The organism is Ralstonia sp. 22086 (assembly GCF_052045975.1).
Classification (GTDB): domain Bacteria; phylum Pseudomonadota; class Gammaproteobacteria; order Burkholderiales; family Burkholderiaceae; genus Ralstonia; species Ralstonia wenshanensis.
Genome location: NZ_JBQEPZ010000004.1, coordinates 260,085 through 281,673 on the forward strand (window position 1 = coordinate 260,085; position 21,589 = coordinate 281,673).

General features: G+C 61.1%; 26 protein-coding genes. 12 read left to right on the forward strand and 14 right to left on the reverse strand.

Going from position 1 to position 21,589, the window contains the following annotated elements; all coding sequences use genetic code 11:
• Positions 1-2: 2 nt before the first annotated feature.
• A complete protein-coding gene (locus ACTJK6_RS18450) occupies positions 3-539 on the reverse strand; it encodes a PadR family transcriptional regulator (protein WP_316871905.1) in 537 nt (178 codons plus the stop codon).
• A gap of 286 nt (positions 540-825) precedes the next feature.
• Between ACTJK6_RS18450 and ACTJK6_RS18455 the strand changes: the two genes are divergently transcribed.
• The 3 genes from ACTJK6_RS18455 (at position 826) to ACTJK6_RS18465 (ending at position 2,730) form a co-directional block, all read left to right on the forward strand.
• Positions 826-1,164, forward strand: a complete 339-nt coding sequence (locus ACTJK6_RS18455) for a hypothetical protein (RefSeq protein WP_440839761.1) — start codon at positions 826-828, stop codon at positions 1,162-1,164.
• Positions 1,165-1,174: 10 nt separating this feature from the next.
• On the forward strand, positions 1,175-1,468 hold the full coding sequence (locus ACTJK6_RS18460) for a hypothetical protein (RefSeq protein ID WP_440476661.1): 294 nt from the start codon (positions 1,175-1,177) through the stop codon (positions 1,466-1,468).
• 326 nt (positions 1,469-1,794) lie between these two features.
• On the forward strand, positions 1,795-2,730 hold the full coding sequence (locus ACTJK6_RS18465) for an SOS response-associated peptidase family protein (protein ID WP_440839762.1): 936 nt from the start codon (positions 1,795-1,797) through the stop codon (positions 2,728-2,730).
• A gap of 203 nt (positions 2,731-2,933) precedes the next feature.
• Here ACTJK6_RS18465 and ACTJK6_RS18470 read toward each other — a convergent pair whose 3' ends face one another.
• Positions 2,934-3,320 (reverse strand): hypothetical protein, encoded by a 387-nt coding sequence (locus tag ACTJK6_RS18470; RefSeq protein WP_147213673.1) that lies wholly within the window; start codon positions 3,318-3,320, stop codon positions 2,934-2,936.
• Positions 3,321-3,755: 435 nt separating this feature from the next.
• Here ACTJK6_RS18470 and ACTJK6_RS18475 point away from each other — a divergent pair, with 435 nt between their 5' ends.
• The 6 genes from ACTJK6_RS18475 to ACTJK6_RS18500 all read left to right on the forward strand — a co-directional run bounded on the left by ACTJK6_RS18475 (position 3,756) and on the right by ACTJK6_RS18500 (position 8,436).
• Positions 3,756-5,156 (forward strand): sensor domain-containing diguanylate cyclase, encoded by a 1,401-nt coding sequence (locus ACTJK6_RS18475; protein ID WP_440839763.1) that lies wholly within the window; start codon positions 3,756-3,758, stop codon positions 5,154-5,156.
• A 99-nt stretch (positions 5,157-5,255) separates the two neighbouring features.
• The gene (locus ACTJK6_RS18480) at positions 5,256-5,363 is read left to right on the forward strand and encodes a type II toxin-antitoxin system HicB family antitoxin (RefSeq protein WP_261796899.1); all 108 of its coding nucleotides are present in this window, start codon (positions 5,256-5,258) and stop codon (positions 5,361-5,363) included.
• 170 nt (positions 5,364-5,533) lie between these two features.
• Positions 5,534-5,857 carry a hypothetical protein gene (locus ACTJK6_RS18485; protein ID WP_147213671.1) on the forward strand — a complete coding sequence of 108 codons (324 nt, stop codon included), beginning with the start codon at positions 5,534-5,536 and terminating at the stop codon, positions 5,855-5,857.
• 88 nt (positions 5,858-5,945) lie between these two features.
• Positions 5,946-6,230, forward strand: a complete 285-nt coding sequence (locus tag ACTJK6_RS18490) for a hypothetical protein (protein WP_147213670.1) — start codon at positions 5,946-5,948, stop codon at positions 6,228-6,230.
• Positions 6,231-6,455: 225 nt separating this feature from the next.
• A complete protein-coding gene (locus ACTJK6_RS18495) occupies positions 6,456-7,118 on the forward strand; it encodes a BRO-N domain-containing protein (RefSeq protein WP_440839764.1) in 663 nt (220 codons plus the stop codon).
• A gap of 679 nt (positions 7,119-7,797) precedes the next feature.
• Complete coding sequence (locus ACTJK6_RS18500) at positions 7,798-8,436, forward strand: BRO-N domain-containing protein (RefSeq protein WP_440839765.1); 639 nt, start codon at positions 7,798-7,800, stop codon at positions 8,434-8,436.
• A 90-nt stretch (positions 8,437-8,526) separates the two neighbouring features.
• On the opposite strand, the gene ACTJK6_RS18505 is transcribed toward ACTJK6_RS18500, so the two are convergent.
• Together ACTJK6_RS18505 and ACTJK6_RS18510 are read right to left on the reverse strand one after the other, a co-directional pair.
• On the reverse strand, positions 8,527-8,943 hold the full coding sequence (locus tag ACTJK6_RS18505) for a hypothetical protein (protein WP_440839766.1): 417 nt from the start codon (positions 8,941-8,943) through the stop codon (positions 8,527-8,529).
• A gap of 13 nt (positions 8,944-8,956) precedes the next feature.
• A complete protein-coding gene (locus ACTJK6_RS18510; RefSeq protein ID WP_440839767.1) occupies positions 8,957-9,223 on the reverse strand; it encodes a CPCC family cysteine-rich protein in 267 nt (88 codons plus the stop codon).
• A 182-nt stretch (positions 9,224-9,405) separates the two neighbouring features.
• Between ACTJK6_RS18510 and ACTJK6_RS18515 the strand changes: the two genes are divergently transcribed.
• On the forward strand, positions 9,406-9,924 hold the full coding sequence (locus ACTJK6_RS18515; RefSeq protein WP_440839768.1) for a hypothetical protein: 519 nt from the start codon (positions 9,406-9,408) through the stop codon (positions 9,922-9,924).
• Between the two features lie 20 nt (positions 9,925-9,944).
• Positions 9,945-11,786, forward strand: coding sequence for an ATP-dependent nuclease (locus ACTJK6_RS18520; protein WP_440839769.1), 1,842 nt, complete (start codon positions 9,945-9,947; stop codon positions 11,784-11,786).
• 342 nt (positions 11,787-12,128) lie between these two features.
• On the opposite strand, the gene ACTJK6_RS18525 is transcribed toward ACTJK6_RS18520, so the two are convergent.
• Positions 12,129-12,740, reverse strand: a complete 612-nt coding sequence (locus ACTJK6_RS18525) for a hypothetical protein (RefSeq protein ID WP_440839770.1) — start codon at positions 12,738-12,740, stop codon at positions 12,129-12,131.
• A 723-nt stretch (positions 12,741-13,463) separates the two neighbouring features.
• Here ACTJK6_RS18525 and ACTJK6_RS18530 point away from each other — a divergent pair.
• Complete coding sequence (locus ACTJK6_RS18530; protein ID WP_440839771.1) at positions 13,464-14,114, forward strand: BRO-N domain-containing protein; 651 nt, start codon at positions 13,464-13,466, stop codon at positions 14,112-14,114.
• 151 nt (positions 14,115-14,265) lie between these two features.
• On the opposite strand, the gene ACTJK6_RS18535 is transcribed toward ACTJK6_RS18530, so the two are convergent.
• The 9 genes from ACTJK6_RS18535 to ACTJK6_RS18575 all read right to left on the reverse strand — a co-directional run bounded on the left by ACTJK6_RS18535 (position 14,266) and on the right by ACTJK6_RS18575 (position 21,579).
• Entirely contained in the window at positions 14,266-14,757 is a 492-nt protein-coding gene (locus ACTJK6_RS18535; protein ID WP_440839772.1) for a GNAT family N-acetyltransferase, read from the reverse strand.
• 124 nt (positions 14,758-14,881) lie between these two features.
• Positions 14,882-15,403: a lysis system i-spanin subunit Rz gene (locus ACTJK6_RS18540; protein WP_440839773.1), complete on the reverse strand. Its 522-nt coding sequence runs from the start codon at positions 15,401-15,403 to the stop codon at positions 14,882-14,884.
• Positions 15,404-15,667: 264 nt separating this feature from the next.
• Positions 15,668-16,012, reverse strand: a complete 345-nt coding sequence (locus tag ACTJK6_RS18545; protein WP_440839775.1) for a hypothetical protein — start codon at positions 16,010-16,012, stop codon at positions 15,668-15,670.
• Positions 16,013-16,651 (reverse strand): glycoside hydrolase family 19 protein, encoded by a 639-nt coding sequence (locus tag ACTJK6_RS18550; protein WP_440839777.1) that lies wholly within the window; start codon positions 16,649-16,651, stop codon positions 16,013-16,015.
• 72 nt (positions 16,652-16,723) lie between these two features.
• On the reverse strand, positions 16,724-17,791 hold the full coding sequence (locus ACTJK6_RS18555; RefSeq protein WP_440839779.1) for a phage late control D family protein: 1,068 nt from the start codon (positions 17,789-17,791) through the stop codon (positions 16,724-16,726).
• Between the two features lie 3 nt (positions 17,792-17,794).
• Positions 17,795-18,001, reverse strand: coding sequence for a tail protein X (locus tag ACTJK6_RS18560; protein WP_102079707.1), 207 nt, complete (start codon positions 17,999-18,001; stop codon positions 17,795-17,797).
• Positions 17,976-18,854: a phage tail protein gene (locus tag ACTJK6_RS18565; protein ID WP_440839781.1), complete on the reverse strand. Its 879-nt coding sequence runs from the start codon at positions 18,852-18,854 to the stop codon at positions 17,976-17,978. Before ACTJK6_RS18565 ends, ACTJK6_RS18560 begins: the two co-directional genes overlap by 26 nt.
• Positions 18,855-18,865: 11 nt before the next feature.
• Positions 18,866-21,175, reverse strand: coding sequence for a phage tail tape measure protein (locus ACTJK6_RS18570; protein ID WP_440839783.1), 2,310 nt, complete (start codon positions 21,173-21,175; stop codon positions 18,866-18,868).
• Between the two features lie 83 nt (positions 21,176-21,258).
• Positions 21,259-21,579: a phage tail assembly protein gene (locus ACTJK6_RS18575; RefSeq protein WP_440839785.1), complete on the reverse strand. Its 321-nt coding sequence runs from the start codon at positions 21,577-21,579 to the stop codon at positions 21,259-21,261.
• Positions 21,580-21,589: the final 10 nt, after the last annotated feature.

The window sequence follows — 21,589 nt, forward strand, 5'->3', positions numbered from 1 at the left end:
TTTTAAGCGGTGACTGAGGCTGGCTCCAGCAACGGCAGCACATCGTCTGCCCATGCGAGCCAGCCTTCTTCGTAAACGATGCCGCGCTGAAGCACCGCGTGCTGCAACTGCTGCGCACGTGTGAGATCAGCCCGCAAAAAATCGCGCTGCTCGATTTCGCGGAAGGTGTTCAGGCGCGTGCGGTGCTGCTCGATCAGGCGCTGCATCTCGTCGGCAAAACCGAGCGGGCCGATCACGGCCTCGGCACGCAGCTTCACCAGCACTTCTTCTCGATTGTCCGACGACACGGTCGGCTCCAGCACCCAGCGGGCGAGTTCGTCCCGGCCCGGCGGCAGTACGGTGTACGTCTTCTTGCGGCTGTCTTCCTCTTCTTCCACGCTCACCCAGCCTGCTTCGGCCATACGGCCGAGCTCGCGGTAGATCTGCTGATGCGTGGCGCTCCAGAAATAGCCCATCGACTTGTCAAAGCGTCGGGCAAGCTCGTAGCCCGACGAGGGCTTTTCCAGCAGGGATGTCAGCAGTGCGTGTTGGATGGACATGGTGGAATTTTTTTTGTAAGCCGTTGATTCTAAATGCAGAGCGGCCCTCAAGTGGAGGATTTTTTCCCACCAAATCAAGGTTTTCCTTGGTAATAAAATCAATGACTTGCCAGGGGGTTTTGAACAGTAATTGCCCCCTCCGGCTCGCGCCGGCAGCCGCCGAGCAGAGCTCTAGGTGATCAAAGGCGCATTCGCCACGCAGTGCCCTTCCCTCCACGTCTGCATTGTCTACGTTGACGCGTAGCATCCGGCCCACGATACTGTATATTCATACAGTATCTGCGCCATGCCCTACCCCCTCCGCATCGAATACCCCGCGCTCAGCACCGAGCAACTGACGGCCATCGGCGACCGCTATGGCCACGACCCCGTCGTGCGGCGGCTGGTCATGGAAGTGCAGGCCCTGCGCAACCTCGTCTTCCGCGTGCACCAGGTCGCTCAGGCGGCCGGGCCCGGCGGACGAACAGACGCGTTCGGCATTGCCGTCGCAGCGCTGCACGAAGAGCTCGCGGCAGAGACATGGTTCCACGAGCACGTTGCAGAGAAAGAGGCATACCGCGCGTCCCTCCCCGCCGAGCCCGCGCCCCATGACCGCCGGGCCATGCGCAACGCTCGCAAATGGTGACGGTGCACCCATGGCGAAATACATCCGCGAGCGCTTTCCCGCGCTCACCCTTGCCGAGCTGCACAAGCTGGCCGAAGAGCACCGAGACAACGAAACCGTGATGCGGCTCCTCTGGGAGATCCGCGCGCTCCACAACGTCGGCTACCACGCCTGGCGCGTAGAAACGGAAGAGTATTTTGTCTACCCCGACAACCCGCTCGGCGCTGCGCTTTTAGCCTTGCGGGCGGTGCTGCAACAAGAGAGCTGGCTGTCAGAGATGATCGACAAGGTCAGAGGCAAGCGACCGCCAGCCGACCGGCGGTGACTGCCTAATACAAGCCGGATGCTCCCCCTTCTTGGTGGTTTGGTTTCTGTTTCAATCACCGATAATGAAGGTACGCAGGATGCTCATTGGCCCGTACTTTTGCGTCTCCTGCATTTTATGCCGCTTCCTTTCGAGGGGGGAGCGTCACGCCCGCGTGTGCAGGGCGTTTTTTTCCGGTTCGCAGCAAACGTTTACGCGGTCTGGTGAATCGATACGCCTTTCGCAGCGCCTTCCCATACGGGCCTGGGCTGATGCGGGTATACCGTCGCGCTGTCGCATCGGCGCGGGCAGTATCATCAGACACCCCACCGCATGGGTGTGCCTCCATGTGCTACTCCGCCCAAATCGAAGCCGACTATCGACGGTTCGTACACGAGTACGGCGCCATCATGTCGCTCGACGATTTCACGCGGATGGTGATGGAGTACTTCGCCAACCCGAAGATGCGCGTGCCGAGGGCGATGACCGCGCACTTCCTCGAATCGCCCGAGACTGACGAAGAAAAGAAAATCGCCGAGGTCATCCGCGCGCGCATGGCCGCAGACGAGATCGCGCTGCTGCAGGAGCTGGCCAAGCAGACCGAACGGCTGGAGAAAGCCCAGCAGAGCCTCGCCGCCAAGGCCACCAAGAAGGCCGCTGACGACGTCCGCATCGCCACCAACAAGATCGCGGCGGCCAAAGGCAAACTCGAAGAACTCAAGAGCACCGAACTCAAGCCGCGCGACTCGCGCATCTACCCCGGCTGGTACGCGCCCGTGATGGTCATGGAGAACGGCCGGCGCGTCGTCAAACCGATGCGCTACCAGTGCCGCCCCGCCGGCAAGCCGGCCTTCTACGACGAACAGTACCCCGGCACCTACAACGCCCGCCGTGACAACCTGCGCGGCTTCTGGAAAGGCCAGTACGGCCACACACACGGCCTGGTCCTGGTCGACGCGTTCTACGAGAACGTGACCGGGCCAGATGGCAAAAACGTCATCCTCGAATTCCGCCCCGACCCGCCGCAAACGCTGCTCGTTGCCTGCGTGTGGTCACACTGGCGCGCGACCAAGCCCGGCGAAACGGATCTGCTGTCGTTCGCCATCATCACCGACGACCCGACGCCGGAGATTGCCGAGGCCGGGCACGACCGCTGCCCGGTGCCGATCAAGCCGGAGAACTTTGATGCGTGGCTGAACCCGGAGCCGCGCGACCTCGATGCCGTGGACGCGATTTTGGATGACAAGCCACGGATTTTCTACGCGCACTCGAAGGTAAGTTAGCGACGCACATTGCCATGGCAGAAGTAATCAATGGCATGTCAGTACCACCTGAAATCGCGCATCCCTTCGACGCCTTGCCCGATGTCGTCGGACAGATCCACCGAGGGCTCGAAAGCGAGTTGGGGTATAGGAAACAAATCAACCAGAGCGCCTGATGTGCCGCACCCGCGCAACTTTGGTAGCAGTCCCCCCGTTGGGACTGTTCATATCGCAGACGTCCTATCTGGCCAGAACACGTTTAGGGGTACGACGACACTGATATCGAACCCCTCCTCCCCGTCACTCACACGGGGGCCACTATCGAGCGCCCACGCTGCCCATGCTTTCAGCCGAGAACATCGGTCAGCGCGTTCAGCCTGTGGCAATTGCAGGTAGGTCGCCAACATCGCCGAAGAGAGATAGAAGGACAGCGAATTCACTGCCTCCTGCCCATCAATGGTGCCCACCCGCCACCACGCGTGAACGTACAGTTCTGATAGATAGTCCTCTTCGAGTCGCAACACCGCGTTTTCTGGAAGTACCCCAAGGATCGCAGTGCGGAGTTCGCCATGCGCAGCGCAGCGAATGGCATCTAAGTCTTGCCGTTCCATGCTCTATCCATCCTTCCTGCGCACCCACGCGTGCCTTTCACTGGAGCATAGTCATGGGGTGCCAGACTAGGTTGACAAGGCTCAACGGGGCCAGCGATTACCAGCCGTTTCAAGCGTGCGCAGGCTGATTGCTGCGCACGTTTGATTCTCTCGGGGCGGACAGACATGAGGGCTTCGGGCCCTGCCGGCCACTCCTCCGGTCTGCCAACGTGTTCTGTCCGCCTGCCCTCATTACGAGTCTAAAATTGCTGACTCCGTGTCCAACGGTGGGCCGGGTGCTGACTTCTCGTTGAGCGCACCGGATCGAGGCCTTATCGTAAAAACTTGGATGACCAGGATTGCCGACACAGGAAATCTCGAAACGGGACACGTCGGACACTAAATATTGCGCCAAGGCCGTCGATACTTCATGTTGACAACCCGCGCGCCGCGTTTATGACCGAAACCCTTCAAGTGGAAGGCGCCTCCCCTTCCCGCCACGAGCTCCATGCTGCTGCAGTCGTGTCGGCGACCATTATTGCCTTGGCAATCGCCTCTTTCATTGGTGCACGTATTCAATTGCCAGAGGTCAGGTCATTCCTGCCCATCTTCCTGACAATGGTGGTCCTGTTTGAGGGCTTGACCGGCTATCTCCTGCTGCAGCGTGCGCGCCTAGCTGGTACGCCGTTCTACGGAGTTCTTGCCGGCGCTTACATCTTTACTGCCTCGGCAGCGGCAGCTCAACTGCCCGCCTTTCCTGGTCTCTTATCGGAGACCGGCCTTTTCGGCGCTGGCCCGCAAACGGCTGTATGGCTTTGGACGTTCTGGCACTCTGGATACCCGCTTTTGGCGTTGCTGGCGGGGCTGAGCCGACATTTCCACGAACGCGCACAACCGCATCAGTCTGTCTCAGCCACTCTTAGGGCTCTCCGTTGGACCGGTCCGGTGGTTGCCGCAGTCATTGTGCCGCTTTCCATCTGGGGCACGAGCCTTCTTCCACAACTCATTCAGGGTGGAACTTACGCCAACCTCGTCCACATCTTGGGTGTGCCAGTTATCGGCGCGAATGTCGTTGCGCTTATTGGATACCTGTCGCTGACCAGGCTGCGCCGTTCGGTGGACGTATGGGTGGCTGTTGCACTGGTCGTCAGCCTCGCGGATTCGGTACTCACGCTGCACGGCGGAGCACGATTCACATTGGGCTGGTATGCGGCACGGGTGTTGAGCGTGATTTCGTCGGCGGTTGTGCTATCTATGCTGATTGCTGAAATCAAGCGGCTGTACGGTGCTCTGATTGCCGCAAACAGAAGACTCGAACAGCAGGCGTCATTGGATGGTTTGACCCAGATTGCGAATCGACAGGCTTTCGCTAATCGATGGGACACAGAGTGGCGAAGAGCAGAGCGGGAGGGAACACCGCTCTCGATTCTCATGATCGACATCGACCATTTCAAGCAGATCAACGATACCTTCGGCCATGGTCGTGGAGATGCATATCTGATAGCCGTTGCGAGTGTCCTCTCGCAAATCGCAGCTCGGCGGGGGACGGACTTCGTTGCCCGCTATGGCGGCGAAGAGTTCATCGTTCTCCTTCCAAACACCGGACGCCCTGGCGCACAGCAGGTTGCAGAGCGAGTACGCCGCGACGTCGAAGCAGCCGCCTTGCCTGCGCCAACGATGGGCGGTGTTGTTACAGTAAGTGTTGGGGTGGCGACGGATATTCCAGCGCAGCACGCGGTCGCAGACCACACCCACGGCGGCATGTCCGCGCGCGCGACAGCAGAAGTCCTCGCTAGGGCCGATATGGCACTCTACGACGCCAAACGGGCAGGCAGGAACGCAGTCGCCATTCGCTGAATTGCACAGCAGCACGATTAGTGGTGCCGCCTGAAGTGAGGCCGGCGGTTTTTCGCAGAGGTGCAAAACCCGTCGCGTAACAAACTAGGAAGAAAGGCCGTGCAATTCCCCACCGCGATTCACAAAGACAAGGGAAGCGTCTATAGCGTCACGGTGCCGGACATTCCCGGCGTGCATTCCTCGGACAATAAGATCGAAGGGATGTGATCGATCCCCCTGCCAGGAAGAACCCCGCGATGCGGGGTTTTTTTTCGTGCTCGCACCAGATACGCAGCCATGCATATATGGGAGTACAGTGGGACACCATCCTCCCGTTCCGCACACGGTCTCTTGCCCGTTGATGCTCCGACTGGCGATGTAAGTCATGGAGACCCGTGATGCTCGACCTTGTCGCGTTTACAAAACCGATACTGGATGAAATAACCGGCCAGGATCTGCGGACCTGGCACTCCGCGCCGTGTGTGCTCGGTGCAAACTGGCAAGTACCTGAGTTCGACAGCCGTATCTGGCGTGGGAGAACGCTGACGATCGCATTCACTCACGAAGTCATGAATCAATTGATGCACGCAGATCGGCAAGACCTCTGTCAGCTGCAGTGCATGCTTGACCGAGTTCTGCGGTCGCAGTTGGGCCTGCATGCCCAAGCGGACCATGGAGATGGGTTGCTCGTGATCACCGTAGATCAACTAGCGGACGCATGACCGCCGCAGCCGTGAGCGGGTACTGCTAGCAGTCAAAATCGATGCCTAGCCGGGCATTGATGACGAACGCCACCGGTAGAAGCCAGTCATGATTACAAGCCCGTCTGCCACGTACAAAGGGTTCGATCTGTATCCATTGGTGTACCGGACTGAGACGGTTCCGTCCTGGCCACGCACGCGTCTCGAACGTACTTTCAACGCATCTGTAGTGATCTGCCGCGCAGGTCATCCGCCTGGAAGTGAACACTCGCGCGTCTTTCGGATGACTCCCACCGCGTGGGGGAACGTCGGCACCGCAAGACGGGGCGTGCTCAAGTTCGGCGAAGACGTTATCAATGGTTTGGTCCCCGGCGAATCGGTAGCATCGCTGTAACGCCCGCACCTCGTTTCTGTAATCGCAATTTTGATATTGCGTTGGCGAGGCGTGTTGCTCGCGGGACTTTGTTTGCGCACGCTTGGCAACTCCTATGGTGGGCCGGGTGGGGACTCCTTCGGGGGTGCCGGAGCCTGTGGTCCGGTCGGCCAACCCCGCTTCGGTCCACCCCCCACGCTTGGCCGCGTGGTGGGCGGTACAAAAACCGCACCACAGGAGTCTGCTATGACTATAAATCTCAGCAGCGCGTCCGCGCTCGCCTCCACCCCGAACACCTTCAATTTCGAATCCCACAGCGTGCGCGTCGTCATGCGCGACGACGAGCCGTGGTTCGTTGCCACAGATGTCTGCATGGCGTTGGGATTGTCGAATCCGAGCGAAGCCATGCGGTCGCTCGATAGTGACGAGCGAATGACCCTCAGCTTAACTGAGGGTCATTCCGGCCGACGTGGTGGAGCGCGTCTTCAGACGATCATCAGCGAATCCGGCATGTACACCCTAGTCCTGCGCTGCCGCGACGCCGTGAAGCCCGGCACCGTACCGCACCGCTTCCGCAAGTGGGTCACGTCCATCGTCCTGCCGGCCATCCGCAAGACCGGCCAGTTCGCGGCACAACCGTGCATCGACGACGCGCCCGCCGCCGCCCGCACACCCGCCGACCTCGCCAGCCTCTACCCCGCCGACGTCGAGCGCGCGCTGCAACTGCTCAACAAACACATCTACCAGGCAGACCGCTACACCGGCATGCTCATCGTCCTGCAGGACGACGAAGCCAAAGAACCCGTCGTCATCTCCGCCGGCAGCTATCGGCACAAGCGCGCCCGCGCGCTGACTGACTTCGCGCGGGCGTCGGTGCAGATTTCGGATTTGATTGAGGCGGGGGTGTAGGGAGCGGGATGGGGCTCGCATCGCTGGCCGGGTGGGCGGCGGTGCGGGCCATTTGCTTTGATCGGTTGAATCCGCAGTCGGGAGCAGACACCAGCTATGAGAACCAAGATCCTACTCAGTTCCGATTCAGCGCTACCAAGTAATCAATGCGAGCGCGTATTTGAATTGCGTTCTGCTGTGGGTCGCCGAAGATAAGCCTACGCAGGCTATCCACCCACCCCGCGATAGTGCTCCTCTAGGCCTGCGTCTTTCGACGTCCGTTTCGAAAGCAAAAACGTCTGCGCCCTTGTACAGGGCGCATTTTTTTGCTTGAAATGCAGGTCATCAGCCAAGTGGTGTGCCAACTTCTTCCAGTTGCTTGGCCCTACAGTCGAGCGCGTCGAGCTGTCGGTAAGCCGCCGGTTTGCACGTAACTGCAGCCCGCCGTATACTCGGCCAGTTGCCGAAACAGCGGCACACGGGGGTGACAGCCCGGAATACTCAGGCGCACATCAGCCGCGCTTTGTCTTTACGCGCGGCTTTTTGTTTGCGCACGTCTGGCACTCCTATGGGCGGGCCGGATAGGAGGGCTTCGGCCCTGCCGGTTCCTGAGTTCCGGTCTGTCAACCTGTTCGGTTCCGCCCCACCCTCGATTGACAGCGAGCGGGGCGGCCCACTTACCGCAACTCAGGAGTCTGCTATGACTGGAAATCTCAGCAGCGCGCCCGCGCTCGCCCCTACCCCGAACACCTTCAATTTCGAATCGCACGCGGTGCGCGTTGTCATGCGTGACGATGAGCCGTGGTTTGTCGCGACCGACATCTGCGGCGCGCTCAAGATTCAAAACGCCTCGCAAGTCATTGCCCGGCTTGATCAAGATGAACGGTCTATGTTCAACATAGGTCGTCAGGGCGCAGCCCATATCGTGAGCGAATCCGGCATGTACACCCTAGTCCTGCGCTGCCGCGACGCCATCAACCCCGGCACCGTGCCACACCGCTTCCGCAAGTGGGTCACGTCCATCGTCCTGCCGGCCATCCGCAAGACCGGCCACTTCACGGCACAACCGTGCATCGACGCCGCGCCCGCCGCCGCCCGCACACCCGCCGACCTCGCCAGCCTCTACCCCGCCGACGTCGAGCGCGCGCTGCAACTGCTTAACAAACACATCTACCAGGCAGACCGCTACACCGGCATGCTCATCGTCCTGCAGGACGACGAAGCCAAAGAACCCGTCGTCATCTCCGCCGGCAGCTATCGGCACAAGCGCGCCCGCGCGCTGACTGACTTTGCGCGGGCGTCGGTGCAGATTTCGGATTTGATTGAGGCGGGGGTGTAAAGCGGGTGGGATGGGGCTCGCATCGCTGGGCGGCTGGCGACGACGCGGGCCACTTACAATGACTGCTATTGGCCGAGAACGGACGCACGGTCAATTCGAGATGTCTTCTCGTATCGACTTCGAATTTTTGGGCTCCCAGTAGCCGCCGCTACCATGATACGTTTCCGCGCGCAGCCAGAACTCCTCACTGCAATGCAGGCAGCGAAAATGGTATTCAACGTAGTCGTCCCACTTTTCTCCTCTAAGGAGCTCCTCGAACGGGACGGAGACACATCGCGGATCAGGAATCGTTTCGACAAGTATCCCATCCGCGATGTTCTGCGCAGCGATTTTTATTGCTTTGTGCAGCTCGCGGGGATGTCGGATTGCGTAGCGAACACAAAGGTCTGCACATTGTTGGCACGGCACACGGGCCTCCATCGAAACTCGCTCTGGTAGGAAAGTCGTCCGATTTTCGATGATTGTGGCAATCAAGTCGAACGACGGCAGCTGGCCGGAAGCGGACATTCTGCAGGCTGCGTCAAACCTGACGAGGCACATGCCGATAGCGGCCCCGCTCATCAACCGGCAGAACCTTGGACCGCATCGCCTCACAGCACGCCCCTATGTGCGCAAAATTCGCCCGCGCTTGCCGCAGGGTGAGGCCGTGGTTTGCGCCCGACCACGAATCGAGGTCATCCAATTCGAAGCCGTCATCTTCCCAAAAGCACACAGGACAGATTTCCCACTCCCCTCTCACGCCCACGGTGAAGTAGTCACAGCAGCCGCATTGGTACTCGAGATCCATTGAGGCGCACCAGTCGTTGCAAAGCGATGATTCTCGCTCATTGGCGGCATGGTAACGGGCACGCTATCGTCCAAGAGCTGCAACTGCCACCCCAAGGACAACCACACACTGTTGGCCCGCCAACAAGCGGCGTATGCTTGGCTTTTCGGCTACCAGAAGCCTAGAGCACAACGACTCAAAGCATGCCCGCGCGACACAATGCAGCTCTGACTGCAGCCGCCCTTCTCGTTCTGCTGTTCCTCACAGGCTTCGGCATCTACCTGTCAGCCGATTGCCATGCCGCATCGCTGTTCCCCCGGTTCTACATCGCATTGGCCGGAGGGATCGTTGTAGGAATGGTGTTCACCCTAATCGAGCTTCAAGGGCAAAAACCATTTCCAACGAAAAAGAGGATGCCCGTGGAGCAGTTCGTCTGCTTCGGGTTGGTCGGGTTCTTGGCTGCGTGGATGTGGGCCACCGCGCTGCCGAGGATTACATCTAACCGCGTACTCACATCGCAGGCGTCGTATGTGAGAGTGCCGGGGTTCAAAAGCTGCCGCTACGCCATCGAATTTGATGATCCTGGGCGGGCCGGCACAATCCGGACGTGCGCTTCGCTGTGGGGCCTCCACCCCGTCCCTGAGCGCGGCACGGTCAGCGTCACCGAGAAGGTCAGCGGGCTGGGGGTCTACCTTATGGACATCAAGTTTAATCCTTCGTAGAGCAGTCAAAGGAACAAGAAATGCACATCACGAAGATCAGCATCGAAAACTACAAGAGCTTCCACAATGAAACCGAGATATTTCTTTCACCAGGAATAAATCTAATTCTCGGGGAAAACAATTCTGGCAAGAGCTCTATTCTTGATGCACTTATACCAAAAGAAGCCCAAGCAATTCCACATCTTTCAGAAATAACAAAACCGCACCCCACAGACACGCCGCCATCAACCTCCACGATTAGACTAACTTTCTCAATCAAAAAAGAAGAACTTTCCAGATACCTGGGAGAACAAGCATACATACCAGTTCCAGACGATCAAAAAAATATCGCAGTTGATTTCGCCTATTACATAAACAATTCGACCGACCTTCAGTTCCTAATTACAACGAATCTACAAATCACTGGTACCGCGATTGGATTTCAAATCCTAGTAAATAACAAAGCATATGGCCCCGCGAACCAAAACCATGACTCACACAATCTTTGCTATGTAAACTTTAAAGCCATAGACAAATTAAAAATTTCGAACTACTCGAATACATTTTCCTTACTGCAACAACAAAGCACATCACTGCTCTCCAAGCTCTATCGATTTAAAGCAGAGCGCCTAAATGTTGATCGCCACAACTTTGGCGCATCAGGACAATTAAGATCTGATGCGAGCAATCTCCCGGAATGCCTGAATTATTTGCAGTCGCACAACCCTGACCTCTTCAACGAATACAACGCATTAGTATCGCGGGTCTTCCCGAGCGTGTATCGCGTACAAGCAACACCATATCAGGCGCAGCAGTTCGAAATTCGGGTGTGGCTGGTTCCACCAAAATCGCGCCGCCCCGACATCTCCATCCCGCTTTCACAGTGTGGAACAGGAATTGGCCAAGTTCTTGCGATACTTTATGTTTCCATGAGCGCAACCTTACCGCTCTCGATCGCAATTGATGAGCCTAATAGTTTCCTCCACCCGAAGGCAGTACGCACCCTCCTACAGATTCTGAATGACCTAGACATAAAGCACCAATACATCATCACAACACACTCACCCGAGGTCATTCGCTCTTCGGAAGCAAGTACCATTACAAATGTGGTCAATGACCTCGGCGTATCAAAGACACTGTCACTCGACCCCACCAATCTTGATGACATCCAGAAAGGACTCGCAAACATTGGGGCCAAACTTTCAGACGTCTATGGTGCCGATCAGATTCTGTGGGTAGAGGGCGAAACGGAAGAGCTAGCGTTCCCACGCATAGCCTCTGAAATTGCGAAGATCAAAACAATTGGCATCTCCATCTTGAAAGTCAACTCGACGGGCGATTTTGAATCTAGGAAAACGCGCCCGCGCATGATCTTTGATGTGTACACCAACCTAAGCAAGGCAGGCGCACTATTGCCTCCGGCGGTCGGATTCATTTTTGACAGCGAAGGAAGACCGAGCCACGAGATATCGAGCTTGTCCGCCGCATCTAACGGACTGGTACATTTCCTTCCTCGCCTTTGTTTTGAGAACTTTATTCTCCACCCGCAAGCGATTGCGGAGACGCTATCGAGCTCAACGAAGCAAACATTCGGCGCCGACGCCATCAAAAATTGGATCGAAGAAAACGGGCGCCAACAGAGCTATCTATCGTCGACGACCGACATTCCGGACGAAGCTGATCTCCTTTCTTCGAGCGTTTGGTTGACGCGAGTGCACGCCCCCAAGCTCCTCAAGGACCTTTTCGCAGCCCTTCCTGAACAGCCCGAGCAATACCGCAAGACGACCCATTCCGTGGAGATCACCGAGTGGCTGATTGCAAACGAACCAACATTCCTGCAGCCTCTGGCGGATGTGCTGACCCGCGCCTTGTCGGCTTCATAACCTACGGTACGCCGAATAGCCTATGCCTTTTGGGCTGCCAGGGCTTTCGGCCGTCGTTGTCCTGTGACCATAACGCGTGATGCCGATTGCCATGACGACTTATGAAATCTGGGCCTCACCGCCGTCTCTCCGGCGAGATCCGATCTTGGTTGAGAAAGGAACCAAAGAGAAGCAACCGCAAGCCTTCGAAGAAGATTCGGTGTTGGTGAAAACGTTCGAGGCCGCAGTTGGGAGGAGGCCAATCAGGTCTTCTATGACTACATGGGCTTTGGCAAGTATCACCCGATGTGAAGTGGGTAGGACGGGCGGCCGGTTGGACGCCCCCTTTTTTCTCCCGCGCCGCTAGCAAATGGAACTAGGTGGGGTGCATTTGACCAGCACAGAAAACGCAGTCACCTCACCCAGGTCCGGAAATTCCTCCCCGAAATCACCCCACATGGTGACTGAGGCGCGATGGAGCGCGACGAGATACTTGTGATACTTGCCGTAGAACTCCGATAGTTTTAGGCCCGCACGCTCATGCTTTACGTGTCCCATCGCAATGTTGCGAGCTTTTCGGAACGCTTTTGCGAGGTCCCTCATCTCCTGAAGCGACACGCTAATTCCTGAGCCCAGCACAGACGAACCGAGCGGTGCGGAGTTGATGGATGACGTCCCGACCCTGAAAGCGCGTTGCGCGCAAGCTGCGATCACCCCCTCAGCGGCCTCTCCCTGAATTGAAGAGGTATCGCCCCGCGTGCGCTGATCACAAGCCAATATGAATTCGTAGAGGTGGAAGATGAAACGTGCGTAGGAATTGTATGCCCGATAGGCAAGCTCGCGCCCTTGCTCGCCATCCTGCAACTGCCGAGCTGCGGTCACGAAGTCATGAAACGCTTCGGTGCACCGCAAATACTCATGCCGTAGCATTCGGCAAAGGTTCGCGTCCGTTTCATCGCCAGGGATGAATTTCATTTCTTTATCTGACTGGGGAAGGTGGGAAGGAGACAGCCCTGTTCGGCACTGCCGTCGTGAGTTATCCCGCAGGCATCCGCCTGTAGGGCTCCTTCAAAGCAGCGGTCTGACCCGCCGTCTCCCGTCTTATGTCGAACTGCACTCCATCGGACCCGGCATGGTCGAATGGAAGCGGGTCTGAGCACGCCTGTGAAGGTAGCGCACAGAATGCCGCTTTTGACGTTACTCCCAGAACATCACCCCATAGGATCAGACCCTCACTGGATGCCGCCAGCGCGAACGGTTGGGGTATTCAAAAATTGGGTCAACATTCGGCCCTCCTTAAGAAGTCCCCATTATTGGGCCGGATTAGCTTGGCATAGGGCTGAAGCTCCGCGCAATACTCAAAATAGGGGTGAGCCGGTCCAACAAGTCGGTCAGCGGCTGATTTCTTTGCATTAACCCGTTTGTTTGCACGTAACCCCAACCAGCCGTATACTCGGCCGGTCGCCGGAAACACCGGCACACGGGATTGGCGTCCCGGTATACTTCGGCGCATACGAGCCGCGCCTACACATTGGTCGCGGCTTTTTGTTTGCGCAGCATGGTTCTCCTTCGGGCGGGCTGTGCAGGAGGGCTTCGGCCCTGCCGGTTCCGAAGTACCGGTACGCCAACCTGCACAGTTCCGCCCACCCGATTGGCGTCGGGTTGGCGGTTCACACACCGCTACTTCGGAGTCATGCCATGACTGGTACGTCTATTGGCGCGTCCGCGCTCGCCCCTACCCCCAACACCTTCAATTTCGAATCCCATGCGGTCCGCGTTGTCATGCGTGACGATGAGCCGTGGTTCGTTGCAGCCGACGTGTGCCGCGCGCTGCAACTCACGAATCCGACCAAGGCGCTTCTTTCTCTCGATGCCGACGAGAAAGCCCTAACTTCAATTCAGGGCTTATCCCGGGGGAACGATCAGGCCAACGTCATCAGCGAATCCGGCATGTACACGCTCGTCCTGCGCTGCCGCGACGCCATGAAACCCGGCACCGTACCGCACCGCTTCCGCAAGTGGGTCACATCCATCGTCCTGCCGGCCATCCGCAAGACCGGCCAGTTCACGGCTCAACCGTGCATCGACGACGCGCCCGCCGCCGCCCGCACACCCGCCGACCTCGCCAGCCTCTACCCCGCCGACGTCGAGCGCGCGCTGCAACTGCTCAACAAACACATCTACCAGGCAGACCGCTACACCGGCATGCTCATCGTCCTGCAGGACGACGAAGCCAAAGAACCCGTCGTCATCTCCGCCGGCAGCTATCGGCACAAGCGCGCCCGCGCGCTGACCGACTTTGCGCGCGCGTCGGTGCAGATTTCGGATTTGATTGAGGCGGGGGTGTAGGGGCTGGGATGGGGCTCGCATCGCTGGGCGATTGGCGGCGGTGCGGCCGTCCAGAATGGCCGTTGTTGGCCGAACTCGGCCATTCCAACAACGGCCGCACAGACATCCCCAAAAATGCAGTGAAAGTCTCGCTCGAGCACAGGGGCCCGCATCAATACGAGCTGCGATAGACCTCCACTTCACATCCATGGTGACAAGCCGCACCCTCGCGGCGGAACTGCAGTTTGCATAAAACACGAATAGAAGCATTGTTGCCCGGCCAGACCACGGCAACACATTCCGGCAGTTCAAGTACAGACTGCGAGTATTTGACCATCGCTAGCCCAGCTTCAGTGGCATAGCCCTTCCCCCAAGCCGTGCGAACGAAGCGGTAGGCAAGCTGAATTCGCCCAGTTTCTTCGAGCGGTGTCAGACTGGTCCACCCAATCGCAACCCCGTCTCGCTCCACGCACCAGTGCCCCAAACCATCGGCGTTGGCGGCGCAAACTGCCGCCAAAAGCTCATCGCGGCGCCTCGGGGTCGGCTCTATAAGACCGGTTGTGTAACGCATCACCTCCGGATCTGACTCCATGGTCAGGAACACGTCGATGTCTTGGATCGCAAGCCTACGAAGTGTCAGCCGATCGGTAGCCAGAGTCGTCATATTTGCCGGGTGCGTAGATGGAGAAGGAAAATTCGATTCCGGATTGTCGCCAATTCATTCGTGACTGTCGAAGGTCTACTTCTGGCTGCGGACGTTCACGTTCGCCCGAGCTGTTGCACCCCCGTCACGGCTGAACACAAACACCAGCCCCCTCAACCGCACGCTCACGCGCCTGCAAGTATCTCAGTTTCTCGGCATCCCGCTCTGCCCCGGCGAAGAGATCGACAAGATCCGCCGCATCCTCTCCAGATAGCTCACATCGGCCGGCGGCTCCATCGCCCAGGCCGGGGCCGGGCTTATCTTCACTTGCGCCGGCACGGGCGTCGGGTTGGCAACGGGCGCGCACTGACATCCGTACATCACCTGCAGCAAGAGCGCGCTGCAGACGCGTGTTTTCAGCGGTGGCACGTTGCATCTCCGAGAAATGGGTACGGTCGAGCGCGTCGAGCTGGTCGGTAAGCTGCCGGTGGCGGGCGATGGCAGCCTGGAGCGCCGTCACGACGGTATCGACGGCGGTCTGGCGCTCGATGGTGTGGTCGCGCTGGATCTGCGCGATGGCGGTTTCGTAGCGGTTGGCTTGCCAGCCCCACGCAGCTGCTGCAGCCACCGCTGCCACTGCCAGGAGCCGGGCGATTGCGAAGTTCATTGGCTTTGCCTTGTCGGATGATGTACGTGACCCACAGGCCCGCCACCGCCAGCACGCAATGCAGTTGCACGGTGGCGATGTCGCGATGGGCGTGGAGTGCTGCGGCGGCGCTGCCTAGCGCGCACAGGGCGACGGCGCACAGCAGCAGCGCACCGCGCAGCCCGTGCGGAATGGCCTGCGTGAGGGCAGACCACGCCGCGCCCGCGCAGATGGCCACGAGCGCCACGATGTCGATGGCGGTGAGCACGTCGTTTTGGGTGAGCGTCATTCCTTGCGGCCTCCTGTCCAGCGTTGCGCTGCCTGCTGCAGCCAGTCGTGCACCAGGCGCCGCAGCGCCGGAAGCTCGCCGTATGCGTAGCCGACGATGGTCAGCCCGAACACGCCGGCGATGAACTTGACGGCATCCGACACCAGCCCCGTTGGCACCTGCCAGAAGCCGATGACGCCGTTGCCGAGGTAATGCGCGCACACAATGCCCAGCAGCAGCGAAGCCACGCGCTGCACCGGCGTGCCCGGAATGAACCGCAACGACACCAGCGCGCCGGCCGCACTGGGCAAAATCGTGTCCAACACGCGCAGCAGCGCGCCCCAACCTGTTGGCTGTGCCATCTATGCTCCCAATGCTTGTTTGGCGACCGCCCAGCGCGCACGGCGTGCCTCTGCGCCTTCCATGGCCAGGCCGTTGATGCGGCGCGTGATCTCGTCAAACTTGCCGGCGTCGGCCAGCTTGCCGAGCCCAAAGGCCCACCAGTACCAGCCGGCGGAGAGCGCGGCGTATTCGTCCCGCTCCAGCAGCTCGGGCCGCGCAACGAGGTCGATATCCAGCGCGTGTCCGCACTCGCGGTAGTTGGCCCGGAAGGTGATTTGCTTGAGCCCGCGGCCCCGGTATCGCCAGCCGTCGCCGCTGGCGGCATCGCCATTGCCGTAGCGGTTGGCGTAAGCGATGTTGGCAATGCGCTGCTGCCGCTCGAGCGGCACCGCGCGCTCGCCCGGGTGTCGGCCGAGCGTCGCGGCCAAGGCGGGCGTGACGCGCGAGAACATGGCGGGCAGCGCTGCCACGGCGTAGTTGAAGGATTCCGTGACGCGCGTGAAGCCGGCGGACTCATGCCCGATCTGCGCGATAAACGCTGCCTGCTGTGCGGGCGTGGTGATGCCGAAGCGTTTGCACGTGGCATCGATGTGCGGCCACCAGCGATCGGCAAGCGCCGGCGGCAAGGCGGCTGCCTTGCTGAAGGAGTGTTTGTTCATGGCTTGGAAATGAAAAAGCCCGCCGGGTGGCGGGCTGTCTTGGATGCGCTCGCAACAGCGAACGCGTGTGTTTTATTGCTTGGGTGGCGCCGGAATGACCAGGTTGGTCACCTTGGTCGCCTTCTTGGCTTTGCCCTGCCCCGCCTTGGCCTTGCCGCTGTTGCCGCCGTTCAGGCTCACGTTCACCAGCCAGCTTTTGTTGGCGTAGATGTGCGTGACGGTTTCGGCCAGGTAGTCGCCGTCGGCCTGGGCTTTGAAGCCTTCCAGGCGCAGCGTTTTCTCGGCACTGATATCGCCGCGGCCCATCATCTCCACCTCGCCTTCGGCGGTGCTGCGATTCATGTCTTGCAGCTTGGCTTTGGCGGCGGCTTTTGCTGCCTGCGGGCTGGCGTGCACGTGCCGGTCGGTGTGCGTGGCCTGCGCCGGTGGGCCGTTGGGCGCTTCCGGGTTGGGGATGTACAGATCGATCTTGCGGCCGGTCTTGGCATCGTGCGCGCGGGTTCTGACGCCGCCCACGCTGCTGCGATCAGGAAACGTCAGGCGGTAGCGCATGAGGTCGGTCGGCCGCAGCACGATGGGCGCCAGCGGCTTGCCGTCTGCCGACTTGCCGCCGCCGCGCGGGGCAACGATGAGCCTGCCGCCCTTGACCGTTGCCGTGCCGCCGTACTGGCGAGCAAGCCGGGTGATGAAGTGCAGGTCGCTCTCGCCAAACTGGTCGGCGCGTTCGATCTGCGCCTCGCTCGTGCAAGCGGGCTTCCAGCCGTGCCGCGCGGCCACGCTCGCCACGATGGCGGCCAGCGTGGTGCCGGTATAGCTGGCGTTGCGCTGGGCCTTGGCGGTGGCGCGCATGTCGGCCGGCTTGCCGCGTATGACGATGGTGGCCGGTGGGCCGCTCAGTTCGATCTCGTCAACGGCGTACGTGCCGCGCGTGGACAGGCCCTTGCCCGCCCAACCGAACGAGATACGCAGCTTGGCGCCCTTGGGCGGGAAGGCGATTTTGCCGTCGCGGTCATCCAGGCGGATCTCGCAGCGGTCCGCTTCCATGCCGGGCTTGTCGGTCAGGCGGATTTCCAGCACGCGATCGCGCAGCAGCGCGGTGATGTCTTTGCCGTCTGCCAGGACTTCGAATTGGGCTTCCATACGCTACGTCCAAAGCTGGATGGGCTCGTCACGCGCGGGCGTGAGGTCGGGCAGGAAGATCTCCACGCCGGCAGCGTACGGCTGGCGCCGCGCGGCGAGGCCGGGGTTGGCATCGAGCACAGCCTCCACCGTGCCGGCCAGCGTGCCGTATGCGCGGTAGCACAGCACGTCCAGCACATCGCCGTCAGATGTTCTGATAGTCATCGCCATAGCGTCGGAACTCCAAATCGAAACCCTGTTTGCGCGGCGTGCCATCGGCAAGCAGGCCGTCTTGCTCTTCGCCAACGCGGTCGAGGAAGTAGCGGCCGAGCACGTCGCCCGAGCCGGTGGTGAGCTGCACGGGCTTGAGCGCGGCGCCGATGGCGCGCAGGCGGTCAAGCTGCCCTGCCCCGGCGCCGCCGGCGGTGAAGATGGCGCCCGATACGGTGATGGTGTCGCCGCCGGCGCCCACGGCCTGCAATGCCTCTTGCCGCTGGATGCGTTCTTGCGCGGCGATGTTGTAGCGGGTCTCGCGGCGTAGGCGGTCGTATGCCGCGGTCGAGAGGCCGAACTGGAATTGCTCGCCGTCGTCGGTGGACAGCACGAGCAGGCGTTCGGTGGCGCCAGCGGTTTGGCCAGCGCCGAGGATCTTGTCCGGGCCCAGCGCGTAGCTGGGCACCAGGCTGCGCACGTTGGGCGTGACGGCGGGCAGCACGGCATCGAGGCGGCGGCGCACGGTGGCCAGTGCGTCGCCGGTGGTTTGGGCGGCGCGCAGGACAGTGTTGAACCGCTCGCCAACGGCGGTGCGGTGGATGGCGCCCAGCGCGGCGTCTGTCAGGTTGAGAGCACGCTGTGCCGCGCCTCTAACCGCCGTCACGCGACCGGTACCGCCGATGGCCTCGCCGGCGGCGGCAAGCGCGCTGCCAGCGCTGCCTAGGTCGCCCAAGGCCTGCGCCTCGCGGCGGCGTGCGTTTGCATCGCCGCTGCCGTCAGGCTTGTCGAGCAAGCGCTCCATCTGCCGGACATGCTCGGCCGCGCGCGCCGCATGCGTTGCCGCTGCGGATGCGAACTTCTGAAAATCCATGATCTGTTCCGTTACACGTGCGAGCCGTCCGACATGGCGGCCCGGCGTTGCTGCGCGGCGTAGTCATCGAACTGGCGGCGCAAGTGCGGCATCAGTTCTTCAGCGAGCTTGCGCGGGTCTTTGACGTCGCCGTTGACCGTGAGGTCGATCTTTGGTGCGAACTCGAACCGCTGGTCGACTTGCAACCGTGGCGGCGGCGCATTGGCGGCTGCCTGGGCGGTACCGAGCGCTTCCTGCGCGCCGGCAGGCAGGACGGGCGCGCCTGCTGTGGGTGCTGCCTCGGGCTTCTTGTCGTTGAGGGCACGGTCGGCCAGCGCAGTGCTGGCCTTGCCGCCCAGGTACGAACCGAGCATGCCGCCAAGCAGCCCGCCAACAACGGTGCCGATGGGCCCTGCAATGGCGGTACCGGCCACGGCGCCAATGGCGCGGCCTGCTGCACCGCCAGCAAGCTCACCCGCGAGGCCTGCGCCAATGCCGGCGATGGCTTTGGCTTTGTCAGCCTTGGAGCCAGGGCGCTCGGCCGCTTCGGCGCTTGCCATGCCGGCCGTGCCCACCAGCGCCAGAACGCCAGCGACACCGCCAATCTTGCCCAGCTTGGGCGCTGCCCCTTTCAGGAACCGGCCCGAAGCACCGAACACGCCCGGCGCCTTCGCTGCGGCCGGCGCCACTTTGGCGGCGGTGCCAGCCACCTCGGCCGCGCGGCCAACGCCTGCTGCAACGGCAGTGCCCCGCCCGATGTCAGCCACGCCCTTGCCGATCTTCCATACAGCCCGGCCGGTCCTGAACGCCAGAATCGACGCCAGCACACCGCCGATGGCGACCGTGGCTTTGGGCGACTCGGCCGCCAGCTTGCCGACAGAGGTGCCGGCGCCAGCGGCGAGATCCGCCACCGAATCCGTTACGGGCTTGAGCGCATCGCCAATGCGGCGCATGGCTTCATCCCACGCCTGCCCGACCTCGGCCCATTTCTGTTTGGAACTATCGCGGCGGTCGGCCAGGTCTTTCTCGATCTCGCCCGCGGCCTTGGCGCCCTCGGTTTTCAGGCGCTGATACAGATCGGCGTTCTGCATGTAGGCCGTGAGTGCGGCTTTGACCTGCATGTCGTTGAAGAGGTCGCCCGTCTTCATCGTTTCGGCAAACGCACGCATCTGCGCTTCGCGCTTGGCGGGGTCGGATTCGCTATTGAACTGCTGCGCGGCGGCGGCAAGCTGCTTGGCTTTCTCGGGGTCGGCCTGCTCGATGTAGGCGCGGGCCAGCACAAACGATGCTTCCATCGTGCTCCAGCCCTTGCCGATGGCCTCGCGCATCTTGGCTTCGTAGTCGATGCCAGCCTTGGCGTAGTTGCCGGCCGTTTCTCCGCTGCCGATCTTGGAGAACCAATTCTTGGTGTTGTTGGCGGCCTCATCTGCACTGCCGGCAGTTTTCATCTGCACCTGCAGCAGCGCGCCGAGCTGCTCGACGGAGGAGTTGCCGACAATGCCCAGCTTCTGCATGTCAGCCAGCAGCACGGGGAACCAGCGGGCCATGTCGCTCGATTCGAACGACCCTTCCTTGCCCTGAAACGCGATGGTTTCCAGCGCTTGCGCCATCTTGGCCGGGTCGGCGATCTTGGCGTTCTGCTCGAGCGCCTGGATCATCCGGGCGGTTTCCTTCGGGTCCGCGCCCTGGCTGACGGAGAACTTGCCCACCAGCGGCGCGAACGACAGCGCGCGGTCGACGTCCATGCCGGCCGACACCATCTGGTTGACGGCATCTGCCAGCACGTTGCGGCCGATGCCGCTTTGCTGCGCGGAGGCGGCAATGCCGCTGCTCATCTCGCGCTCTTTGTCGGTGCGCGCGGCACCGGCCTTGATGGCGATGTCGCGGATGATGGCCTCGTAGCCGGCCGAGATGGCGGTCGGTACCGCCGCTGCGGCGACAAACTTGGTGGTGTCGCCGATGGTGTTGCGCAGGCGGTCTCGGCCATCTGCCACAAGTGCAGTACCACGGGCGCGCAGTTCCAGCCCGCGTGCGGTGCGGCCGAGGCGTTGATACGAGCGGTCTAGGCGGTCGACCTCGAACCCGGCATCGCGCAGCGCGCGGGTATTGCGCTCGATCTTGCGCCGCACTGCATCGGCGGCCTTGTCGCCGGCGGCGTGCAAGTCGCGAAACTCACGCTGCAGGCGCTGCGTCTCGCCGATGGTGTTCTGCCAGACGCGCGCCTCGCCAGCGCGCTTCTTGAGTGCATCCAGCTTGGTGCCCACCTCGTTGACGGCACGGCCCAAGGTTGAGCTGACCGCGCCACCGATGAGGATGCCAAGCGCTATGTCTTTTGTTGCCATCCGTGCTCCTGCTGTGTGGCGCTGCGTTGCCGCGTCAGTCGGTCAACCACCACACCATGTCGTCGACCGTCATGGCGTCAATGTCACGTGGGCTGACGCCCATCGACAGCAGGCGCTTGGTCAGCCGCTTGATGTCCGGCATCGGTAGCCTCGCGGTCGGCCAGCAGCCGAAAGTAGCCGCGCTGCACGCGTTGGTAGTCGACGTAGGTCAGGCCCTCGATGTCGTTCTGGCCGGCGGTGGCGAGCGACGCGAAGAGCAGGATCTCGCGCAGCTCTTCATCGCCGCCCGCCTGCTGGCCGGCGACGCGCATGTCGCGCACGGTGGGCTGACGCAGCGTGAGCGCATCGACCTTGACGCCGTTGACGACGGCGGGAAACTTCAGCTTGATGGTGGTGGTTTGCATGGTGGTGTGT

What these genes read in the sequence shown, in the direction of transcription:
- ACTJK6_RS18450 (WP_316871905.1), bottom strand. Translation starts at nt 539, where the DNA reads ATGTCCATCCAACACGCACTGCTGACATCCCTGCTGGAAAAGCCCTCG.
- ACTJK6_RS18455 (WP_440839761.1), top strand. Translation starts at nt 826, where the DNA reads ATGCCCTACCCCCTCCGCATCGAATACCCCGCGCTCAGCACCGAGCAA.
- ACTJK6_RS18460 (WP_440476661.1), top strand. Translation starts at nt 1,175, where the DNA reads ATGGCGAAATACATCCGCGAGCGCTTTCCCGCGCTCACCCTTGCCGAG.
- ACTJK6_RS18465 (WP_440839762.1), top strand. Translation starts at nt 1,795, where the DNA reads ATGTGCTACTCCGCCCAAATCGAAGCCGACTATCGACGGTTCGTACAC.
- ACTJK6_RS18470 (WP_147213673.1), bottom strand. Translation starts at nt 3,320, where the DNA reads ATGGAACGGCAAGACTTAGATGCCATTCGCTGCGCTGCGCATGGCGAA.
- ACTJK6_RS18475 (WP_440839763.1), top strand. Translation starts at nt 3,756, where the DNA reads ATGACCGAAACCCTTCAAGTGGAAGGCGCCTCCCCTTCCCGCCACGAG.
- ACTJK6_RS18485 (WP_147213671.1), top strand. Translation starts at nt 5,534, where the DNA reads ATGCTCGACCTTGTCGCGTTTACAAAACCGATACTGGATGAAATAACC.
- ACTJK6_RS18490 (WP_147213670.1), top strand. Translation starts at nt 5,946, where the DNA reads ATGATTACAAGCCCGTCTGCCACGTACAAAGGGTTCGATCTGTATCCA.
- ACTJK6_RS18495 (WP_440839764.1), top strand. Translation starts at nt 6,456, where the DNA reads ATGACTATAAATCTCAGCAGCGCGTCCGCGCTCGCCTCCACCCCGAAC.
- ACTJK6_RS18500 (WP_440839765.1), top strand. Translation starts at nt 7,798, where the DNA reads ATGACTGGAAATCTCAGCAGCGCGCCCGCGCTCGCCCCTACCCCGAAC.
- ACTJK6_RS18505 (WP_440839766.1), bottom strand. Translation starts at nt 8,943, where the DNA reads ATGTCCGCTTCCGGCCAGCTGCCGTCGTTCGACTTGATTGCCACAATC.
- ACTJK6_RS18510 (WP_440839767.1), bottom strand. Translation starts at nt 9,223, where the DNA reads ATGGATCTCGAGTACCAATGCGGCTGCTGTGACTACTTCACCGTGGGC.
- ACTJK6_RS18515 (WP_440839768.1), top strand. Translation starts at nt 9,406, where the DNA reads ATGCCCGCGCGACACAATGCAGCTCTGACTGCAGCCGCCCTTCTCGTT.
- ACTJK6_RS18520 (WP_440839769.1), top strand. Translation starts at nt 9,945, where the DNA reads ATGCACATCACGAAGATCAGCATCGAAAACTACAAGAGCTTCCACAAT.
- ACTJK6_RS18525 (WP_440839770.1), bottom strand. Translation starts at nt 12,740, where the DNA reads ATGAAATTCATCCCTGGCGATGAAACGGACGCGAACCTTTGCCGAATG.
- ACTJK6_RS18530 (WP_440839771.1), top strand. Translation starts at nt 13,464, where the DNA reads ATGACTGGTACGTCTATTGGCGCGTCCGCGCTCGCCCCTACCCCCAAC.
- ACTJK6_RS18535 (WP_440839772.1), bottom strand. Translation starts at nt 14,757, where the DNA reads ATGACGACTCTGGCTACCGATCGGCTGACACTTCGTAGGCTTGCGATC.
- ACTJK6_RS18540 (WP_440839773.1), bottom strand. Translation starts at nt 15,403, where the DNA reads ATGAACTTCGCAATCGCCCGGCTCCTGGCAGTGGCAGCGGTGGCTGCA.
- ACTJK6_RS18545 (WP_440839775.1), bottom strand. Translation starts at nt 16,012, where the DNA reads ATGGCACAGCCAACAGGTTGGGGCGCGCTGCTGCGCGTGTTGGACACG.
- ACTJK6_RS18550 (WP_440839777.1), bottom strand. Translation starts at nt 16,651, where the DNA reads ATGAACAAACACTCCTTCAGCAAGGCAGCCGCCTTGCCGCCGGCGCTT.
- ACTJK6_RS18555 (WP_440839779.1), bottom strand. Translation starts at nt 17,791, where the DNA reads ATGGAAGCCCAATTCGAAGTCCTGGCAGACGGCAAAGACATCACCGCG.
- ACTJK6_RS18560 (WP_102079707.1), bottom strand. Translation starts at nt 18,001, where the DNA reads ATGGCGATGACTATCAGAACATCTGACGGCGATGTGCTGGACGTGCTG.
- ACTJK6_RS18565 (WP_440839781.1), bottom strand. Translation starts at nt 18,854, where the DNA reads ATGGATTTTCAGAAGTTCGCATCCGCAGCGGCAACGCATGCGGCGCGC.
- ACTJK6_RS18570 (WP_440839783.1), bottom strand. Translation starts at nt 21,175, where the DNA reads ATGGCAACAAAAGACATAGCGCTTGGCATCCTCATCGGTGGCGCGGTC.
- ACTJK6_RS18575 (WP_440839785.1), bottom strand. Translation starts at nt 21,579, where the DNA reads ATGCAAACCACCACCATCAAGCTGAAGTTTCCCGCCGTCGTCAACGGC.